Raw genomic sequence first — 19128 nt, 5'->3', positions numbered from 1 at the left:
AACGGCACAAAGGTAAATAGAAATTACTACTTAATTGCAAACACACCTGTTAAACCACACAAATGCAACACAATAGCAGTATGTTTTAATGAAAAATTATAAATCGAGGGCTTTAATATTTTCTATACGATTACGTTCTAGGAAATCATCAATAGTTTCAAAATGTTCAATAACACGTTGATTTTTAAATTCGAATACTTTCTTTGATAAGCCTTGAAGAAAATCACGATCGTGAGATACTAAAATTAAGGTACCATCAAATTCTTTTAGAGCGTCTTTTAAAACGTCTTTAGATTTTAAATCGAGATGGTTGGTTGGTTCATCCAAAATCAGTAGGTTTACAGGTTCTAATAGTAATTTTACCATGGCTAATCTGGTTTTTTCACCACCAGAAAGCACACCAACTTTTTTGTCGATATCGTCGCCTTTAAACATAAAACGACCTAAAATATTTTTTATTTGCGTACGAATATCGCCTTTGGCAACTTCATCAACCGTTTGAAAAATAGTTAAGTCTTCATCTAAAAGTGCAGCTTGGTTTTGTGCAAAATAACCTACTTGAACATTGTGACCTAAAGAGCAAGTGCCTTCTACATCAATTTGTCCCATAATGGCTTTTATCATCGTTGATTTCCCTTCACCATTTCTACCTACAAAACATACTTTTTCGCCACGCGCAATCGACATGTTTGCATTTTTAAACACTACGTGATCATCGTATGATTTAGAGACATCTTTTACCGTTACAGGATAATCACCCGAACGCTGTGTTTTTGGAAAACGCAGTTTTAAAGCTGAAGTATCAACATCGTCAACCTCAATAATTTCTAACTTTTCAAGCATTCGCTCTCTCGATGCCACCTGATTGGTTTTAGAATAGGTGCCTTTAAAACGCTCAATAAAGGCTTCGTTGTCCGCTATAAATTTTTGTTGTTCCTGGTAGGCTTTTATTTGATGCGCTCTTCTGTCTTCACGAAGCTGCAAATAATGGGTATAATTTGCTTTGTAATCATAAATGCGTCCCATAGTTACTTCTATGGTTCGGTTGGTAATGTTATCTACAAACGCTCTATCGTGCGAAATCACGACCACTGCTTTTGCCTTATTCACTAAAAAATCTTCTAGCCAAATTACCGATTCAATATCTATATGGTTGGTTGGCTCATCAAGTAGAATTAAATCGGGTTTTTGAAGTAAAATTTTCGCCAATTCAATTCGCATACGCCATCCACCTGAAAACTCACTTGTTGGTTTATTGAAATCTTCAGGCTTGAAACCCAAACCTTTCAACGCTTTTTCAACTTCAGCAGTGTAATTTACTTCCTCTAAAGCATAATACTTTTCACCCAAATCTGATACGCGCTCAATGATTTTCATGTATTCATCAGATTCGTAATCGGTTCGTGTTTCAAGCTGCTTGTTTAACGCATCCATTTCATCACGCATTTCAAAAATATGACTAAATGCTTTGGATGTTTCTTCTAAAACTGATGTATTATCTTCGGTTAATAAATGCTGAGGCAAATAAGCTATTACAGCGTCTTTTGGTGCTCTAACATGTCCTTTTGTAGGATTTTGAACACCAGCAATAATTTTCATCATTGTAGATTTTCCGGCACCATTTTTACCCATAAGGGCAATTTTATCATTTTCATTTATAGTAAAAGACACATCACTAAATAAGGTGTGACCACTAAATTCTACAACTAAATTATCTACAGAAATCATAGCTTTAATTTTAAAGGCGCAAAACTACTAAAAGCCGAAAGATAAATCTTTGATTTTTTTGAAGTAATGTTAGTTTTTACGGTATTACATATATAACATTAATAAAAACACTCAAAACCTCTAAGAAAATTGACATTATAATGTTTGGTATACTTTAAATAATCAATCTAAAATCATCTCTTATTTTACACAATTGTATATCAAAACTATTCCATAATTATATGAATAGAAAAACCTATAAATGACAAATTGCAACCTAGTATAAAACAAACCTTAATTCAACCTTTTTAAACAGCCTGATTTTCAACGAAAAAAAACATCTAATTAGAATTTGGTAATCAAATATATAATCGTAAATTTGCAAACTCTTTTTGAGAGAAGAATGTTTAATTATTAAATTAGAAAGTGTGGACACATTAAGCTACAAAACAGTTTCAGCAAATAAAGCCACTGTAAATAAGGAGTGGGTTTTAGTTGATGCTGAAGGACAGACTTTAGGTCGCTTAGCTTCTAAAGTTGCAAAACTTTTAAGAGGTAAGCATAAACCTAACTTTACACCACACGTTGATTGCGGAGACAATGTAATTGTTGTTAACTCTGAAAAAATCAACTTAACAGGAAACAAGTGGAACGACAAAACTTACATTCGTCACACAGGTTATCCAGGTGGTCAAAGAAGTTTATCTGCTACAGAAATGTTTGGAAAAGATCCAGCAAGATTAGTAGAAAAATCAGTAAAAGGAATGTTGCCTAAAAACAAATTAGGCGCAGATTTATTCCGTAACCTAACAGTTGTTGTTGGTACTGAGCATGCTCATGAAGCTCAAAAACCAAAAGCAATTAACTTAAACGAATTCAATTAATGGAAGTAATTCACAAAATCGGCCGTAGAAAGACGGCTGTTGCTCGTGTGTATGTTGCCCAAGGAAAAGGAAACATCACGATTAACAAAAAAGACATGGCGGTTTATTTTCCTACTGCAACTTTACAGTACAAAGTAAACCAACCTTTAGCTATGACTAACAATGATGGCAACTTTGATATTACAGTAAATGTATATGGAGGTGGCATAACAGGTCAAGCTGAGGCAATCCGTTTAGCATTATCTCGTGCTATGTGCGAAGTAGATGCTGACAACAGAGGTATTTTAAAACCTGAAGGTTTATTAACTAGAGACCCAAGAATGGTAGAGCGTAAGAAATTCGGACAGAAGAAAGCGCGTAAGAAATTCCAGTTCTCTAAACGTTAAAATCCCCAACTTGATTTCGGGATCTGTATTTACAGTTTTACAATCAAGTTATTTAAAACATTTAAACCAGTTATTGTTGCCCATGACCTTTGTGTCAGGGTTTAGTTTAGCATCTAAATGATTAAGGCGAGCGAAAGCAACCACTCAATCATTGCTAATTCAACAGAACGTAAACTATTACAAAATGGAAAAAGTAGAAGTAAAAGAATTACTTGAAGCAGGTGTACATTTTGGACACTTGACTAGAAAATGGGATCCAAACATGGCTCCTTACATTTATATGGAGCGTAACGGCATCCATATTATCAATCTTTACAAAACTGCTGCCAAAATTGAAGAAACTTCTCAAGCTCTTCACAAAATTGCAGCTTCTGGAAAGAAAATCTTATTTGTTGCTACAAAAAAACAAGCTAAAGACATCGTTGCTGAAAAAGCAGGTGCAGTAAACATGCCTTACATTACTGAAAGATGGCCAGGTGGAATGTTAACTAACTTTGTTACTATTAGAAAAGCTGTTAAGAAAATGGCTTCTATTGATAGAATGAAAAAAGATGGTACATTCAACACACTTTCTAAAAAAGAGCGTTTACAGGTAGACCGTTTAAGAGCTAAATTAGAAAAGAACTTAGGTTCTATCTCTGATATGACTCGTTTACCAGGTGCTTTATTTGTTGTAGATATCAAGCGTGAACACATTGCAATTAAAGAAGCACAAAAATTAAACATTCCAATCTTTGCAATGGTTGACACTAACTCAGATCCAAGACAAGTTGATTACTTGATTCCATCTAACGATGATGCTTCAAAATCAATTAACAAAGTACTTTCTTTGGTAACATCTGCAATTGCAGACGGTTTATCAGAAAGAAAATCTGATAAAGCTGATAAATCAGAAAAAGCAGCTAAACCTGCTAAAACTGCAAAAAAGAAAGCAGTAGCTGAAGAAGAAGAATAAATAACAATTTCAAAACATAAATAAGTCGTTTAGTTCTTTTCTTTGTTGAAAATTAATTGGACGACTTTTTTAAATTTTAAACTCATGGAAAATACTGTAAAAATTACAGCCGCAGAAGTAAATAAACTAAGACAAGCAACAGGAGCAGGAATGATGGATTGCAAAAAAGCCCTAGTGGAAGCTGGTGGTGATTTTGACAAAGCTATTGAGGTTTTACGTAAAAAAGGACAAAAAGTTGCTGAAAAAAGAGCTGACCGTGACTCATCTGAAGGTGCAGCTATCGCAAAAATTAACGATGATAATACTGTAGGTGTTGCTATTGTATTAGGTTGCGAAACTGACTTTGTTGGTAAAAACGAAAACTTTGTGAAATTAGCTAACGATTTAGCTGATATCGCTATAAACTACAATACAAAAGAAGAGTTTTTAGCTGCTGATTTTGGTGGAATGACTGTTGCTGATAAACTAACTGAACAAACAGGTGTTATTGGTGAAAAGTTAGACATCACTGCTTTTGAAAAGTTAGAAGCTCCTTATGTTGGACAATACGTTCACATCAATAAAATTGCTGCTTTAGTAGGTTTATCTGCAAAAGTAGACAACGCTGATACTTTAGTAAAAGACGTTGCAATGCAAGTAGCTTCAATGGGAGCAACTACATTATCTTACAAAGATTTTGATCCTGCATTTATCGCTTCTGAAACTGAAGCTAGAATTGCTGTTATTGAAAAAGACAATATTGAATTAGGTCGTTTAGGTAAAACTTTAAAAAATGTACCTCAATACATTTCAATGGCACAATTAACTCCTGAAGTTTTAGCTAAAGCTGAAGAAGATGCAAAAGCTGAATTAAAAGCTGAAGGTAAGCCAGAGCAAATTTGGGATAGAATTTTACCAGGTAAAATGGAGCGTTTCATTTCTGATAACACAACTTTAGACCAAGAACAATGCTTATTGGATCAAAACTTCATTAAAGACGAAAAAATAAACGTAGCAAAATATGTTGCATCTTATGGAGATGTTGAAGTTACAAGTTTTAAACGTGTAACTGTTGGATAATTAAAATCCAATTTTCCAAAACATTAAAAAGCTTCTCATAACGAGAGGCTTTTTTTATAATTTAAAAACAAAAAAATTATGTAGTTTTGCTAAACTTTCAAAATCAAAATGAAATACAAAAGAATTCTCCTAAAATTATCTGGTGAAGCCCTAATGGGAACACGTCAATACGGTATTGATCCTGTACGTTTATCAGAATATGCAAACGACATTAAAGAAATCATTGAAAAAGGTGTTGAAGTAGCCATTGTTATTGGTGGTGGAAACATTTTTAGAGGTGTTGCTGGTGCAAGCAATGGAATGGACAGGGTTCAAGGTGATCACATGGGTATGTTAGCAACCGTCATTAATGGTTTAGCTTTACAAAGTGCCTTAGAAGATGCTGGTGTACCTACTCGTTTACAGTCGGCAATAAGTATTGATGAAGTTGCTGAACCTTTTATTAGAAGAAAAGCACTTCGCCACTTAGAAAAAGGGCGTGTTGTAATTTTTGGTGGTGGAACAGGAAACCCATATTTTACAACAGATTCTGCTGCTGTATTAAGAGCTATTGAAATGGAAGCTGATGTTATTTTAAAAGGTACTCGTGTAGATGGAATTTACAATGCTGATCCTGAAAAAGACTCAAAAGCTGTAAAATTTGATTATATTTCTTTTGATGATGTATTGCGCCAAGGTCTTAAAGTAATGGACACTACAGCCTTTACATTGAGTCAGGAAAATGAACTTCCAATTATTGTTTTTGATATGAACAAAAAAGGAAACTTACTAAAAGTAGTTTCTGGAGAAAAGATTGGAACTAAAGTAAACTTATAATAATTTTAAAGGTTTGGCTCATTTTTTGAAATGGCTTTTTAAGAATTAAAATACTTTTAAAGATGAACGAAGACATACAATTTATACTAGACTCTGCTAAAGAATCAATGGATGCTGCAATAAAGCATTTAGAAAAACAATTAGTAAACATTAGAGCAGGAAAAGCTAGTCCTGCAATGTTGGGAGGTGTAATGGTTGACTATTATGGGTCTCAAACACCATTAAATCAGGTTGCAAACGTAAACACTCCTGATGGTAGAACCATATCTGTTCAACCTTGGGAAAAAGGAATGCTACAAGAAATTGAGAGGGGAATAATGATTGCTAATCTTGGTTTTAACCCTATGAACAATGGTGAAATGATTATTATTAATGTGCCACCATTGACTGAAGAGCGTCGTCGTGACCTTGCTAAACAAGCTAAAGCTGAAGCTGAAGACGCTAAAATTGGTGTTAGAAGTGCAAGAAAAGATGCTAACAACGAAATTAAAAAATTAGATGATGCATCGGAAGACCTACAAAAAAATGCAGAGATTGACATACAACAAATGACCGATAAATACGTTAAAAAAATTGACGATATTTTAGAAGTCAAAGAAAAAGAGATAATGACAGTATAATTAAAAGCGACAATTATGTCGCTTTTTCTTATCCTTTTAAAACCCTTCCCTCTTACATGCATAAACACTGTGTTTTTATTTTTTTTATACTCTGTATTTATACTACACAGTCGCAAACAACTTTAAAAGATTCTACTAAAGTTAGTCAGGACTCTATTAAAAAAACCGAATTTCTTAAACAAATAGGCAATGGTTTTTTTCCAACCAATTACTTAAACATAGATTTACGATACCTTTTTAAATACAACCAATATGAAGGTGTAAGAACAGGTTTAGGCGGCATTACAAACAAACGCTTTTCAGAACATTATAGGCTTAATGGCTATCTTGTTTATGGGTTTTTAGACCATAATTTTAAATACAGTATTGGTGGTGGGTTTAGACTTGCGTCAAAATCTAACACTTGGCTAAACTTATCATATACTGATGATCTTCAGGAAACAGGAAGTTCTGCTTTTTTAACCGACAAACGTTTTTTTCAGTTCTTTGAACCTCGATTGCTTAATATTAATTTGTTTCATAAACACATTACTAAAGCTATAACTTTAGAGCATAAACTAAGTAAACATTTACTTACCGAAACGCAATTTGCCGTTAGCAACATCAACCCTACTTATAGCTATGAGTATTTAAAAAATGACAAAATATTAAACGAATTTCACTTAAGTACAGCTAAAGTTGCATTGCAATGGAGTCCGTTTAGTAAGTTTGAAGTTTCAGAAGATGACTTAATAAAAGAAATTAAATCTGGCTATCCTAAATTCACACTACAATACACACATGCTTTTGAAGATGTTTTTAGAAGCAATATTAACTTTTCAAAGTTAGACTTTAGAACTGTTTATCAGTTAAATTATACTAAAGAGTCGTACACACAAGCAACAGTAGTTGCAGGAATGGTAAGTGGCGATACACCCTTAACGCATTTATATCATGCTTATCCAAACAATATCACCAAAGAAACTATATTACAACGATTTTCGGTTGCAGGTATAAATAGCTTTGAAACCATGTATTTTAATGAATTTTTCTCTGATAGGTTTTCAACCTTTCAGCTGAAGCATTATTTTCAACCTTTTAATATTTCTGAACGCTACAAACCACAATTGGTATTGATAACAAGGTATGCTATTGGAAACATGGGCAATATTGACAGACATCAAAATATAACATTCAACACCTTAGAAGATGGTTATTCTGAATCTGGTTTTGAAATCAATAAACTTCTCTTTGGTTTCGGACTTAGCTTTGCATATCGTTATGGAGCTTACCACCTACCAAAAACCGAAGATAACGTAGCTTTTAAATTTACCTTTAACGTTTCGTTATAAACACAATAATAAACTTGTTTTTCTTAGCTAATCCTTAGCTTTTTTCTACCTTTGTCGCTGTTTTTGTAACACTATGTTTAAACTATTTACAACAGGATTCTGGGAAGTTGTTGCGCGAGTTATTTTGCGTAATAAAATAGCAATACTTATTGCCATAATTCTTGCTACAATTTTCTTTAGTTATCAGTGGAAATATATGCGCTTCACCTATACTGAAGCCAATTTATTACCTGATGATCATGAGGTAAATGTTACTTACAATGAGTTTTTAGATATTTTTGGTGAAGAAGGTAACCTCATTGTTTTGGGTGTTAAAGACTCAACACTTTTTTCGGTTGAAAAACTTAACGCTTGGAATCAACTTTCTGAAGACTTTAAAGCTTATGATGAAGTTGAAACCGTTGTGTCAATTAAAGACCTACAAAAACTTGTAAAAAACAACGATGCTCAAAAATTTGAATTAGAGCCTTTTATAAAAGATTCTATTCATTCTTTGGCGCAAATAGATACGCTTCAAAACGAACTGTTTAAACAGTATCCTTTTTATGATAATTTTCTGTTTAACAAGACCACAAAAACCATTCGAACAGCTATTTATCTTAAAAAAGATATAGTAAATACACCTGCAAGAAAAGATTTTATAATTGAAACGCTTCAAGATAAAATAAACACGTTTGAAAGTGAAAATGATTTAGATGTTAGGGTTTCAGGTATGCCTTACATTCGTACACTAAACTCACAAAACATTGTTGATGAAATAGGACTATTTATTGGAGCAGCTTTACTAGTAACTTCGTTAATTTTCTTTTTCTTTTTCAGGTCGTTTAGAGCCACATTTATCTCTCTTATTGTAGTGTGTATTGGTGTAATGTGGACTTTTGGTATACTTGGGTTGTTAAAATATGAAATTACTGTTTTAACAGCTTTAATTCCGCCACTTATTATAGTTATTGGTATTCCTAACTGTATCTTTTTAATAAATAAATACCAACACGAAGTTAAAAAACATGGTAATAAAGTAAAGTCGCTACAGCGTGTCATTACAAAAATTGGTAACGCTACGTTAATGACAAATGTTACTACTGCTTCTGGTTTTGCTACTTTTATTCTTACTGAAAGTACGTTGCTTAAAGAGTTTGGTATTGTAGCTTCGCTTAGCATTTTAGCTATTTTTATATTGTGCCTTTTGGTAATACCTATTATTTACACCTTTTTACCTTACCCTAAAGAACGTCACTTAGAACATCTTAACAAACGTTGGATTGGAACTTTTGTAGATTGGATGGAACGCATGGTAAGAGAGCACAAAATTGCTATTTATGCAACTTCGGTTGTTTTACTTACTGCCAGTATTATTGGTATTTACCAAATAAAAATTTCGGGAAGTTTAATTGAAGACATGCCTAAAGAAAAAGAGTTTTTCCATGACATTCGCTTTTTTGAAAGTGAGTTTAATGGTATTATGCCTCTCGAAATTATGGTAGATACTCAACGTAAAAAAGGCGTTATGAAGTTAAGTACTTTAAAACGCATGAACGAGTTAGAGGAACTCATCATTGAAACACCAGAACTGTCAAGACCAATATCAGTAGTTAGTTTGGTAAAATATTCTAAACAAGCCTACTATAATGGTAACCCAAAATATTACCAACTCCCAACCAGTCAAGAAAACAGCTTTATTTTATCGTATGCAAAAAACTCATCTTCAAATGTAGATTTGCTGAATAACTTTGTAGATAGTACAGGTCAATATGCGCGTATTACAACCTTTATGAAAGATATTGGTACTGATAAAATGGAGCGTATTGAAGAAGACCTTCAAAACAAAATCAACAAAGTGTTTCCTGAAGAGCGTTATAAAGTTACCATGACAGGTAAAGCATTGGTATTTCAAAAAGGAACAAAGTATTTAGTAAAAAACCTAGCAATATCATTATCCTTAGCCATAATTTTAATCTCATTATTTATGGCTTATATGTTTAGATCTTTTAGGATGATTATTGTATCCTTAATTCCTAACATATTACCATTACTAGTAACCGCAGGTTTAATGGGTTATCTAGGAGTGCCTATAAAACCTTCAACAATTCTAGTATTTAGTATTGCTTTTGGTATTTCGGTAGATGACACTATTCACTTTTTAGCAAAATACCGTCAAGAGCTTCAAGCCAACCACTGGAAAATAAGAAAATCGGTTTATGCAGCATTGCGCGAAACTGGTGTAAGCATGTTTTATACTTCAATAGTATTATTCTTTGGCTTTTCGGTATTTACCATATCTAGTTTTGGAGGTACAGTTGCTTTAGGTGCTTTAGTTTCGGCCACATTACTGTTTGCAATGTTGTCTAACCTATTGCTTTTACCATCGTTATTATTATCGTTAGAAAGAAGCATTGCCAATAAAGAAGTATTACGAAAACCAGCAATAAACATTATTCCTGAAGAAGATGATGAAATAGAAAATTCTTCAGAATAATCATAAAAAATTATCTTTGCATTTTAAATTTAATATCAAATGAAATTACACACTGTTGCAGAACTATTGTCAAGTGACATTACACTACAAGACATTGAAATTAAAGGATGGGTTAGAACGTTTAGAGCTAATCGTTTTATAGCTTTAAATGATGGTTCTACAATTAATAATATACAATGTGTAGTAGATTTTGAAAACACAGACGAAGCCACCTTAAAGCGCATAACTACTGGTGCTGCAATACATATAAAAGGTGAACTTGTAGAAAGTCAAGGAAAAGGACAAAGTGTAGAAATACAGGTTAAAACCATTGATATTCTTGGTGATTCTCACCCAGACGAATATCCTATTCAACCTAAAAAACACTCGTTTGAGTTTTTACGTGAAAATGCACACTTGCGCACAAGAACAAGCACATTTAGTGCTGTAATGCGCTTGCGTTCTTCATTATCGTTTGCTATTCACAAGTACTTTAATGAAAATGGGTTTTATTACATGCACACACCTATCATTACAGGTAGTGATGCCGAAGGTGCTGGTGAAATGTTTAGAGTAAGTGCTCTAGATGCTAAAAACCCTCCATTGACTGAAGATGGAAAAGTAAACTACAAAGAAGATTTCTTTGGAAAAGAAACCAACTTAACCGTTTCTGGTCAGTTAGAGGCCGAAACCTATGCAATGTCATTAGGTAAAGTGTACACATTTGGACCAACATTTAGAGCGGAAAATTCTAACACATCGCGTCACTTAGCTGAATTCTGGATGATAGAACCAGAAGTGGCTTTTATGGATTTAGCTGGCAACATGGATTTAGCCGAAGATTTTATGAAATCGGTGTTAAGCTATGTTCTAGAACACAACATGGACGACCTAAAATTTTTAGAAAACCGTTTACTTGACGAAGAAAAAACAAAACCTCAAGCTGAACGTAGTGAAATGAGCTTAATTGAAAAGTTGAAATTTGTTGTAGACAACAACTTTAAGCGTGTAAGCTACACTGAAGCCATAGATATTTTACGTAATAGTAAACCAAACAAGAAAAAGAAATTCAATTATATTATTGAAGAATGGGGAGCAGACTTACAAAGCGAACATGAGCGTTATTTAGTTGAAAAGCACTTTAAATGCCCAGTAATCTTATTTGATTATCCTGCAAACATTAAAGCATTTTACATGCGTTTAAATGAAGACGGAAAGACCGTTAGAGCTATGGATATTTTATTCCCAGGAATTGGAGAAATTGTAGGTGGTTCACAACGTGAAGAGCGTTTAGACGTTTTAAAAGAAAAAATGAAAGCGCTTGATATCGAAGAAGAAGAACTATGGTGGTATTTAGATTTACGTAAATACGGAACTGCTGTTCACTCTGGATTTGGATTAGGTTTTGAGCGTTTAGTTATGTTTGCTACAGGAATGGGTAACATTAGAGATGTTATACCTTACCCAAGAACACCTCAAAATGCTGAATTCTAATTGCAGAAGACACTGAGATTTTTAATTTATATCGCTAGATGTTTATTAAATGTATCACTTCAAAATAAATAATGAAATAAAACAATCTACGTTCTAACATAATGTAGATTGTTTTTTTTATTTTTACTCTAAACCCAAATAACACAATGCTTAAACAGTATTTACAGTTTAAATTATCACAAAAGTTGTCTCCGCAACAAATTCAATTAATGAAATTGATTCAGTTGCCTACACAAGCGTTTGAGCAAAGATTAAAGCAAGAATTAGAGGAAAACCCAGCTTTAGAAAGTGGTAAGGAATCATCAGATGAATTTGATGATAAATATGATGAATTTGACAACTCTGCTGACGACTTTAATGACAACGAATCTATAAATGCCGAAGACATAAATGTAGATGAATATTTAAGTGATGATGATATTCCTGACTACAGGACTCAAGCCAATAATTACAGTAGCGACGATGAAGAAAAAAATGTACCTTATGCTGCTGGAACCTCTTTTACTCAGCATTTAACCAACCAGTTAAACACATTTCGACTAGATGATAACGAATATGAAATCGCTGAATTTTTAGTTGGAAGCGTTGATGAGAGTGGTTATATACGTCGCTCTTTAAACGATATTGTTGATGATTTAGCATTTACTCAAGGTGTGTACACTGATGAAGCATCGGTTGAAAAAGTACTACATAAAGTACATCAACTAGATCCTGCTGGTGTTGGCGCAAGAAACCTTCAAGAGTGTTTAAGCATTCAGCTACATAGAAAAGAAAAAACACCTGATGTTGAACTTGCCATTGATATTATTGATAAAGCTTTTGAACAGTTTACCAAAAAGCATTACAAAAAGCTACTTCAAAAATTTGACATTACCGAAGTACAGCTTAAAGATGCTATAGATGAAATTGAACATCTTAACCCAAAACCTGGTGGTTCTTATGCTGGTAATAATAGGATTGTTGAGCACGTAGTACCTGATTTTGCTATTAAAATTATAGATGGCGAACTTGAGCTTACCTTAAACGGAAGAAACGCTCCTGAGCTTCATGTTTCAAGAGAATATAGCAACATGATGAAAGGCTATAAAGAATCTAAAGACAAGAGCAAATCACAAAAAGATGCTGTGCTTTTCATTAAGCAAAAACTAGATGCTGCAAAATGGTTTATTGAAGCTATAAAACAACGTCAACAAACCCTTTTTGTGACCATGAGTGCAATTATGCATTATCAAAAAGAGTATTTTTTAACAGGTGACGAACGTAAGTTAAGACCAATGATTTTAAAAGATATTGCTGATGAAATAGACATGGATGTATCAACAATATCAAGAGTTGCTAATAGTAAATATGTAGATACACCTTATGGTACTAAATTGATTAAGGAATTTTTCTCTGAATCGATGACAAATGACCAAGGTGAAGAAGTTTCAACTAGAGAAATTAAAAAAATTCTAGAAACGGTTATTGAAGAAGAAAACAAAAGAAAACCACTAACCGACGAAAAATTAGCTTCAATTTTAAAAGAAAAAGGCTATCCAATTGCTAGACGTACTGTAGCAAAATACAGAGAGCAATTAGATATTCCTGTGGCAAGATTGAGAAAAAAGATATGATAAACCATATTCTTAGAGCCATATCATTTATTTTCCATCCTGTTTTAATGCCTTTATTAGGTGTAATCTTTTATTTTTCAAAAACACCTAGGTTTATTCCTGTTCCTATAGTAAAAGCTAAACTATTTTCGGTTTCAATACTCACTATTGCACTTCCTATATTGCTATTTTATCTACTTAAAACCATTAAAAAAATAGACTCTTTTTACCTTGAAACAACTCAAGAACGTATTATCCCTTTAATTCTTAATAGTGCAATCATAATACTTGTTTTAAATAGGGTTTTAACCTATAATGAAATTCCTGAATTATACTACTTTTTTGTAGGTGTACTTTGCTCAACTATAACGTGTCTTATTTTGGCTTTTCTAAAATTTAAAGCAAGTATACATATGATTGCTGCAGCTGGTTTTTTCATGTTTGCAGTTGCAATAGGTATTCATTTTAAAATAAATATTAATGGTACTATTGCACTTATGTGTATCATTTTAGGCGCAATTGCAAGCTCTAGGCTGCATTTAAAAGCGCATAGTAGCATAGAACTAATTATAGGCTTTTTTATTGGATTAATTCCACAATTAATCTTACTTAATTATTGGCTATAAAATGTAAAACATTATTCCAATTCTGGCAACTGACATGTCAATAGTGGCATCTTCAATTTTCGCACTACTTTCAAAGATTGGATTTAAAGCATAGTAAAAATGAATGTTCCAAGTATCATAACCAGCACTTAAAGTCAAGCCATATTGTATTGTATTGAAGTCAGAAACATTAGTAAGCTTAATGGTTTCTGAATTGCCTTTAAACTTTGTAGAATTAGCAAAAACGTAACCAAATTTCAGTCCTGAATAAATCCTCCAAAACTTATATGTAGAGGCGTCAGATGTCCTCCATCTGAATTCTAGTGGTACCTCAAGAACGTAGGTAGTAAATTTATTCTTTGAAAAAGACGTTTCGTCTTCATCTAAAACAGTATATGTATATCCTCCAGGAATTTCATCGATTAATAGATTCTGATTATAAGAATTAGCTGATAAACCAATACCTAAACCAACAGCTACATTTCTTTTTTTATTGATAGGCATATCCCTTATAAAGCCCAAATGAAAACCACTAGAAAAGCCTCTTTGAGAAACATCTTCGTGTTTATTTGCTAGTAAGTTATAAGTTGCCGAAACATAAAATTGGTCTTCTCTATAACGAGAATCAACTTGAGTAGAATCGTTAGTAGTTTGTCCCAATACAAATTGTGACAATAATAGAAATGCAAATAGGAGTTTGAGATTCATTTATACAAATATATGGTAATGATTAAAATATAATGTATAAAAAAACATCCTGATCAAAATAACCAGGATGTTTTAGAAATTTAACAAATAAAATTATTTTCTATTAGCAGAGATATCACCTTGTTTAGTGGTGTAGTTAATTTTTAAAGCATTCTCTTCTCTAAGTTCCTGCTTAATATCTCCAATTAATCCCATATTTGCTTCTTTATCTACTTTTAAAGCAGTTGTAAGAAACGGGATTAGTTCTTCTCTTTTAGATGCTCGTTCTGCAGCTATAAAAGCTTTTATATCACTTACATCAGCAAATTTATCATTTAACTGTATACGTGATTCTTTACCAAATTGGCTTTGATATCTTTCAGTAGGTTGTCCTACGTATATATACATCACCAAATCTTTTTTATCTAGCTTTTCAACTTGGTCAGCACTTGGTAATTCGTTTTTAATTTTTAAGGTATTATCTCTCATTACGGTAGCAACCATAAAGAAGAATAATAACATAAATACAATATCAGGTAAAGACGCAGTTGAAATAGCTGGTAAATCGCCTGATTTTTTCTTATTAAATTTAGACATATCTTATGTTTTCTAAATTACTTTTGTTGAACTTCAGATAATTTTTGAGGGTACTCAAGTTTTATCTTTTCAATCTTTTCTTTAAGCTTGTCTTTACTTCCAACCCAGTTTACGTCGTCATAGTTAGCTTGCATTTGTAAAAATGAAGTTCCGTAAAGCTCTTGCGCTCTACGATTTCTAAGTTCATTGTATGCTGCTACTAACTCATTTTGAACAGAAATATAAGTCTTGTAAGTAGTTTCACGCTCGTTCTTTAAAGATATGATAGCTTTATCAGGATTGTCAGATGACTTAGGGTCTCTTTTCCCTTTACAATAGTCACATCCATCCTCTCCAGTTCCTCCTCCATTATCAAGGAATTCTACTGCAGCTTTACGCAAATCTTTAAGATCCATCAATTCGTCCTCAACAAGCAATTGGTCTTTACCATTAATAAGTACGGTAAAAATATTTTTTTGCTTGATGATTACATCTTCTTCACTTTCTTCAATTGGAGGCAATTTTCTATTTAAACCTGTATCAGTCTCAATAGTTGTTGTAACCAAAAAGAAAATAAGAAGTAAGAATGCAATATCAGCCATTGAGCCTGCATTAACTTCTGGTGCTGATCTTTTTGCCATAATTACTTAATCATTTTTTTTGCTCCAGCAAATAACATTGCCGCAGCTGCTCCAATTATTAATATGTAGAAAGCAATTAAACCTGCTCCTACCATGTGAGATTGTCCTTCAGTTGCTACTTTGTTATTGTACATATATGTATTAGTGTCTCCACCAGATACTGCGTATGCAATTATAAGTACAGCAGCAAAAAGGCCTACTCCTATTAACGTGTTTTTTAAGGATCCAGTATTTGTGAATAGATTTTTTAACACAAACACTACAACAAATAGTAATACGAGTCCAAGAACAATATAAGTAACTATTGCCATTGGGTCTACAATTGCTGTATCTCCTTCTAAGGCAGCTGCTTTAATAGCTTCGTCTCCTTTAGAAATAATTCTAATTAGGAAGACAATACCTAGTAAACTAAGTACAGCTGCTACTATTTTTAAAATCTTATGCATAATTTTTCTATAATTTATTGCTTATTATTTTTTGTGCTTTACTAACATGTCCATTAATGTAATAGACGCATCTTCCATATCGTTAACGATACTATCAATTTTTGCAATAATATAGTTGTAGAAAATTTGAAGTATAATTGCTACAATAAGACCGAATACAGTTGTTAATAAGGCAACTTTAATACCACCTGCTACTAAAGAAGGTTGCATGTCACCAGCTGCTTCAATTTTATCGAATGCTTGAATCATACCAATTACTGTACCCATGAACCCAAGCATTGGTGCCAATGCGATAAATAATGAAATCCATGATACGTTTTTCTCTAATTGTCCCATTTGTACTCCACCATAGGCAACAACAGCTTTTTCAGCAGCATCGATATCTTCGTCTGCTCTGTCTAATCCTTGATAAAAAATAGATGCAACAGGTCCTTTTGTGTTTCTGCAAACTTCTTTAGCTGCTTCGATACCACCTGATGCTAATGCATCTTCTACATTTTGAGTTAATTTCTTAGTATTTGTAGTAGATAAGTTTAAAAAGATAATTCTTTCAATTGCAATTGCTAAACCTAAAATTAAACATAGCAATACAATTCCCATAAACCCAGGTCCACCTTCAATAAAACGTTTCTTTAATTCTTGGTGAAATCCAAGGTCTTCTTCAGCAGGAGCTGCAGCCTCTTCTTCTTGTGTTACAGTTGCAACAGTTGTTGTTGCGGCAGTTGTAGTTGTAGTAAATGCGTTTGCATTAACAGTTCCGAAAGCCATGGTTCCTGCTATGGCTAGGATAGAAAATAGTCTTTTCATTGTTCTTATTCTTAATTTTATTAGTTAAAGTGTTAAAGATATAAAAAAATTACAATTAAAAATAAAATAACAGCAGAGAGGAAGGGATTCGAACCCTCGATACGCTTTTGACGTATACACACTTTCCAGGCGTGCGCCTTCGACCACTCGGCCACCTCTCTGTAACTTTATCTTTAATTACAGTGGGTCAAATAACAAAAAATTCTTTGAATGTTAAAATTTTGAAAGTTAATTTTAAGACATTTCTCCACGTAAAGGCGTTTCAAATATGGTTTTGAACGTTTTAGCAGAAATGTTTTCTCCCAACATATACATTAATTTTGCTATTGCAGCTTCGGTTGTAATGTCTTTTCCTGAAATTACACCTGCTTTTTTAAGCTGCGAACTGGTTTCATACTGTCCCATATTGACACTTCCTCCTGAGCATTGTGTTACATTTATAATTTGCACCCCTTTTTTTATAGCAGATTCCATTAAGTCAATAAACCAATCTTCGGTTGTAGCATTACCTGCTCCATAGGTTTCTAAAACAATACCTTTTATATTTGGATTATGTGTCATGCATTCCAAAACCGATTTCGAAATACCTGGAAACAGCTTTATTAAAGCAATACTATTATCAAAAGATTTATGCACAACCAACTTTTTTCTAGCATTTGGTTTATACAAGTCTTCATGGTTTACCTTAATATGTACTCCAGATTCGGCTAAATGAGGATAATTTAAGGACTCAAATGCTTCAAAATGTTCTGCATTTATTTTAGTTGTACGATTTCCTCTATATAATTTGTATTCAAAATATAACCCTACCTCTCTTATTAATGGTCTGTTCCTAGTTTGCAACGATGCCATTTGAATTGTGGTTATCAAGTTTTCTTTGGCATCGGTACGCAAATCACCAATTGGTAATTGCGACCCTGTTAATATTACAGGTTTAGCTAAGTTTTCTAACATAAAACTTAATGCTGAAGCTGTATAGCTCATGGTATCACTACCATGAAGTACTACAAACCCATCAAAGCTATCGTAATTGTCTTCTATAATTTCGGCTATTTGAACCCAATAGTCAGGATTCATGTTTGAAGAATCTATTGGATCTTTAAAGGATATTGTACTTATATCACAGTCTAATAGTTTTAATTCAGGAATACGTTTTAACAGATTATTAAAGTCAAAGGACTTCAATGCTCCAGTATTTGGGTTTTTAATCATCCCAATAGTTCCACCAGTATATATTAAAAGTATTTTTGGGCTATTGCTTTCCATACCTATTATATATTAAATATGTCTTTTGAGTTTTGTGTTGTTATTTCTGCAATGGTTTCTTGAGGAAAATTATACAGTTCTGATAGTTTCTCTAACACCTTTATTATATAACTACTTTCATTACGTTTCCCTCGATATGGTTTTGGTGCTAAATATGGCGAGTCGGTTTCCAAAACAATATGTTTTAAGTCTATTTGATTTAAAAACTGGTCTATTTTTCCATTTTTAAATGTTGCAACACCACCTATTCCTAATTTCATATTGTAAGAAATTGCTTTTTGTGCTTGCTCAAAAGTACCAGTAAAGCAATGAAAGATACCAAAAAGCGCATCGTCTTTTTCGGTTTCTAGAACTTCAAATATTTCATCAAAAGCATCACGACAATGTATCACAATTGGCAACTTGTATTTTTTTGCTAACTGAATTTGATGCTTAAATGCTTTTTTTTGAATTTCTAAAGTAGAAGTATCCCAATATAAATCGATCCCTATTTCGCCAACAGCATAAAAGTGTCTTTTTGCCATTAACTCCTCAACATGTTGTAATTCTTCTTTATAGTTATCTTTTACAGAAGTAGGATGCAAACCCATCATTAAAAACACATGATTGGGAAATTCTTGTTCCAACTGTAACATAGATGTTGTGTAGCTAGAGTCTATTGCTGGAATAAAAAAACGAGAAACATTGGCATCTATAGCACGTTGTATCATTTCCTTTCTATCTTCATCAAAAGCCTCACTGTATAAATGAGTATGTGTATCGGTAATAATCATTTTGCTAAAATAATTCTTTTATACCACT

Annotated in this window: 19 protein-coding genes and 1 tRNA gene; 11 read left to right on the top strand and 9 right to left on the bottom strand. The window is 32.9% G+C overall.

Features of this window, described 5'->3' with window-relative positions; all coding sequences use genetic code 11:
- Positions 1 to 96: 96 nt before the first annotated feature.
- Positions 97 to 1728: an ABC-F family ATP-binding cassette domain-containing protein gene (locus DMZ43_RS12905; protein WP_131508789.1), complete on the bottom strand. Its 1632-nt coding sequence runs from the start codon at positions 1726 to 1728 to the stop codon at positions 97 to 99.
- A 407-nt stretch (positions 1729 to 2135) separates the two neighbouring features.
- Here DMZ43_RS12905 and rplM point away from each other — a divergent pair, with 407 nt between their 5' ends.
- The 11 genes from rplM to DMZ43_RS12850 all read left to right on the top strand — a co-directional run bounded on the left by rplM (position 2136) and on the right by DMZ43_RS12850 (position 13925).
- On the top strand, positions 2136 to 2591 hold the full coding sequence (gene rplM / locus DMZ43_RS12900) for a 50S ribosomal protein L13 (RefSeq protein ID WP_129760934.1): 456 nt from the start codon (positions 2136 to 2138) through the stop codon (positions 2589 to 2591).
- Positions 2591 to 2977, top strand: a complete 387-nt coding sequence (gene rpsI, locus DMZ43_RS12895) for a 30S ribosomal protein S9 (protein ID WP_129760933.1) — start codon at positions 2591 to 2593, stop codon at positions 2975 to 2977. The genes rplM and rpsI overlap by 1 nt, the downstream gene beginning before the upstream one ends.
- A gap of 184 nt (positions 2978 to 3161) precedes the next feature.
- Positions 3162 to 3932, top strand: coding sequence for a 30S ribosomal protein S2 (rpsB, locus tag DMZ43_RS12890; RefSeq protein ID WP_129760932.1), 771 nt, complete (start codon positions 3162 to 3164; stop codon positions 3930 to 3932).
- Positions 3933 to 4016: 84 nt separating this feature from the next.
- Positions 4017 to 4991 (top strand): translation elongation factor Ts, encoded by a 975-nt coding sequence (gene tsf, locus DMZ43_RS12885; protein ID WP_129760931.1) that lies wholly within the window; start codon positions 4017 to 4019, stop codon positions 4989 to 4991.
- Between the two features lie 108 nt (positions 4992 to 5099).
- Positions 5100 to 5807: a UMP kinase gene (gene pyrH / locus DMZ43_RS12880; RefSeq protein WP_129760930.1), complete on the top strand. Its 708-nt coding sequence runs from the start codon at positions 5100 to 5102 to the stop codon at positions 5805 to 5807.
- 62 nt (positions 5808 to 5869) lie between these two features.
- The gene (frr, locus tag DMZ43_RS12875) at positions 5870 to 6427 is read left to right on the top strand and encodes a ribosome recycling factor (protein WP_129760929.1); all 558 of its coding nucleotides are present in this window, start codon (positions 5870 to 5872) and stop codon (positions 6425 to 6427) included.
- A 56-nt stretch (positions 6428 to 6483) separates the two neighbouring features.
- Positions 6484 to 7758, top strand: a complete 1275-nt coding sequence (locus tag DMZ43_RS12870) for a DUF5686 family protein (RefSeq protein ID WP_129760928.1) — start codon at positions 6484 to 6486, stop codon at positions 7756 to 7758.
- Positions 7759 to 7831: 73 nt separating this feature from the next.
- Positions 7832 to 10234, top strand: coding sequence for an RND family transporter (locus DMZ43_RS12865; RefSeq protein ID WP_129760927.1), 2403 nt, complete (start codon positions 7832 to 7834; stop codon positions 10232 to 10234).
- A gap of 39 nt (positions 10235 to 10273) precedes the next feature.
- Positions 10274 to 11707 (top strand): asparagine--tRNA ligase, encoded by a 1434-nt coding sequence (gene asnS / locus DMZ43_RS12860; RefSeq protein ID WP_131508788.1) that lies wholly within the window; start codon positions 10274 to 10276, stop codon positions 11705 to 11707.
- A gap of 146 nt (positions 11708 to 11853) precedes the next feature.
- Positions 11854 to 13320: an RNA polymerase factor sigma-54 gene (rpoN, locus tag DMZ43_RS12855; protein WP_131508787.1), complete on the top strand. Its 1467-nt coding sequence runs from the start codon at positions 11854 to 11856 to the stop codon at positions 13318 to 13320.
- Entirely contained in the window at positions 13317 to 13925 is a 609-nt protein-coding gene (locus DMZ43_RS12850; protein ID WP_129760924.1) for a hypothetical protein, read from the top strand. The genes rpoN and DMZ43_RS12850 overlap by 4 nt, the downstream gene beginning before the upstream one ends.
- Here the strand turns inward: DMZ43_RS12850 and DMZ43_RS12845 are convergent.
- From DMZ43_RS12845 to DMZ43_RS12810, 8 genes are all read right to left on the bottom strand, one after another.
- Positions 13920 to 14612, bottom strand: a complete 693-nt coding sequence (locus tag DMZ43_RS12845; RefSeq protein ID WP_131508786.1) for a porin family protein — start codon at positions 14610 to 14612, stop codon at positions 13920 to 13922. The two genes, DMZ43_RS12850 and DMZ43_RS12845, sit on opposite strands and share 6 nt — an antisense overlap.
- A 93-nt stretch (positions 14613 to 14705) precedes the next feature.
- Positions 14706 to 15188: a biopolymer transporter ExbD gene (locus tag DMZ43_RS12840; RefSeq protein ID WP_129760922.1), complete on the bottom strand. Its 483-nt coding sequence runs from the start codon at positions 15186 to 15188 to the stop codon at positions 14706 to 14708.
- A 17-nt stretch (positions 15189 to 15205) separates the two neighbouring features.
- Positions 15206 to 15808 (bottom strand): biopolymer transporter ExbD, encoded by a 603-nt coding sequence (locus DMZ43_RS12835; protein WP_131508785.1) that lies wholly within the window; start codon positions 15806 to 15808, stop codon positions 15206 to 15208.
- Between the two features lie 2 nt (positions 15809 to 15810).
- Positions 15811 to 16254: a hypothetical protein gene (locus tag DMZ43_RS12830; protein ID WP_129760920.1), complete on the bottom strand. Its 444-nt coding sequence runs from the start codon at positions 16252 to 16254 to the stop codon at positions 15811 to 15813.
- Between the two features lie 24 nt (positions 16255 to 16278).
- On the bottom strand, positions 16279 to 17061 hold the full coding sequence (locus DMZ43_RS12825) for a MotA/TolQ/ExbB proton channel family protein (RefSeq protein WP_129760919.1): 783 nt from the start codon (positions 17059 to 17061) through the stop codon (positions 16279 to 16281).
- Between the two features lie 73 nt (positions 17062 to 17134).
- Positions 17135 to 17222 (bottom strand) — tRNA-Ser (locus DMZ43_RS12820).
- A gap of 73 nt (positions 17223 to 17295) precedes the next feature.
- Complete coding sequence (locus tag DMZ43_RS12815) at positions 17296 to 18327, bottom strand: asparaginase (RefSeq protein ID WP_129760918.1); 1032 nt, start codon at positions 18325 to 18327, stop codon at positions 17296 to 17298.
- Positions 18328 to 18332: 5 nt separating this feature from the next.
- Positions 18333 to 19100 carry a TatD family hydrolase gene (locus tag DMZ43_RS12810; protein WP_131508784.1) on the bottom strand — a complete coding sequence of 256 codons (768 nt, stop codon included), beginning with the start codon at positions 19098 to 19100 and terminating at the stop codon, positions 18333 to 18335.
- Positions 19101 to 19128 lie beyond the last annotated feature (28 nt).

Source organism: Meridianimaribacter sp. CL38, assembly GCF_004328055.1.
Lineage (GTDB): Bacteria > Bacteroidota > Bacteroidia > Flavobacteriales > Flavobacteriaceae > Gaetbulibacter_B > Gaetbulibacter_B jejuensis.
The sequence above is the reverse complement of the archived record's forward strand: the minus strand, read 5'-3'. Positions and strand labels throughout refer to the sequence as shown.

Coding starts and splice junctions, on each gene's coding strand:
- DMZ43_RS12905 (WP_131508789.1), bottom strand. CDS start 1,728: ATGATTTCTGTAGATAATTTAGTTGTAGAATTTAGTGGTCACACCTTA.
- rpsI (WP_129760933.1), top strand. CDS start 2,591: ATGGAAGTAATTCACAAAATCGGCCGTAGAAAGACGGCTGTTGCTCGT.
- rpsB (WP_129760932.1), top strand. CDS start 3,162: ATGGAAAAAGTAGAAGTAAAAGAATTACTTGAAGCAGGTGTACATTTT.
- tsf (WP_129760931.1), top strand. CDS start 4,017: ATGGAAAATACTGTAAAAATTACAGCCGCAGAAGTAAATAAACTAAGA.
- pyrH (WP_129760930.1), top strand. CDS start 5,100: ATGAAATACAAAAGAATTCTCCTAAAATTATCTGGTGAAGCCCTAATG.
- frr (WP_129760929.1), top strand. CDS start 5,870: ATGAACGAAGACATACAATTTATACTAGACTCTGCTAAAGAATCAATG.
- DMZ43_RS12870 (WP_129760928.1), top strand. CDS start 6,484: ATGCATAAACACTGTGTTTTTATTTTTTTTATACTCTGTATTTATACT.
- DMZ43_RS12865 (WP_129760927.1), top strand. CDS start 7,832: ATGTTTAAACTATTTACAACAGGATTCTGGGAAGTTGTTGCGCGAGTT.
- asnS (WP_131508788.1), top strand. CDS start 10,274: ATGAAATTACACACTGTTGCAGAACTATTGTCAAGTGACATTACACTA.
- rpoN (WP_131508787.1), top strand. CDS start 11,854: ATGCTTAAACAGTATTTACAGTTTAAATTATCACAAAAGTTGTCTCCG.
- DMZ43_RS12850 (WP_129760924.1), top strand. CDS start 13,317: ATGATAAACCATATTCTTAGAGCCATATCATTTATTTTCCATCCTGTT.
- DMZ43_RS12845 (WP_131508786.1), bottom strand. CDS start 14,612: ATGAATCTCAAACTCCTATTTGCATTTCTATTATTGTCACAATTTGTA.
- DMZ43_RS12840 (WP_129760922.1), bottom strand. CDS start 15,188: ATGTCTAAATTTAATAAGAAAAAATCAGGCGATTTACCAGCTATTTCA.
- DMZ43_RS12835 (WP_131508785.1), bottom strand. CDS start 15,808: ATGGCAAAAAGATCAGCACCAGAAGTTAATGCAGGCTCAATGGCTGAT.
- DMZ43_RS12830 (WP_129760920.1), bottom strand. CDS start 16,254: ATGCATAAGATTTTAAAAATAGTAGCAGCTGTACTTAGTTTACTAGGT.
- DMZ43_RS12825 (WP_129760919.1), bottom strand. CDS start 17,061: ATGAAAAGACTATTTTCTATCCTAGCCATAGCAGGAACCATGGCTTTC.
- DMZ43_RS12815 (WP_129760918.1), bottom strand. CDS start 18,327: ATGGAAAGCAATAGCCCAAAAATACTTTTAATATATACTGGTGGAACT.
- DMZ43_RS12810 (WP_131508784.1), bottom strand. CDS start 19,100: ATGATTATTACCGATACACATACTCATTTATACAGTGAGGCTTTTGAT.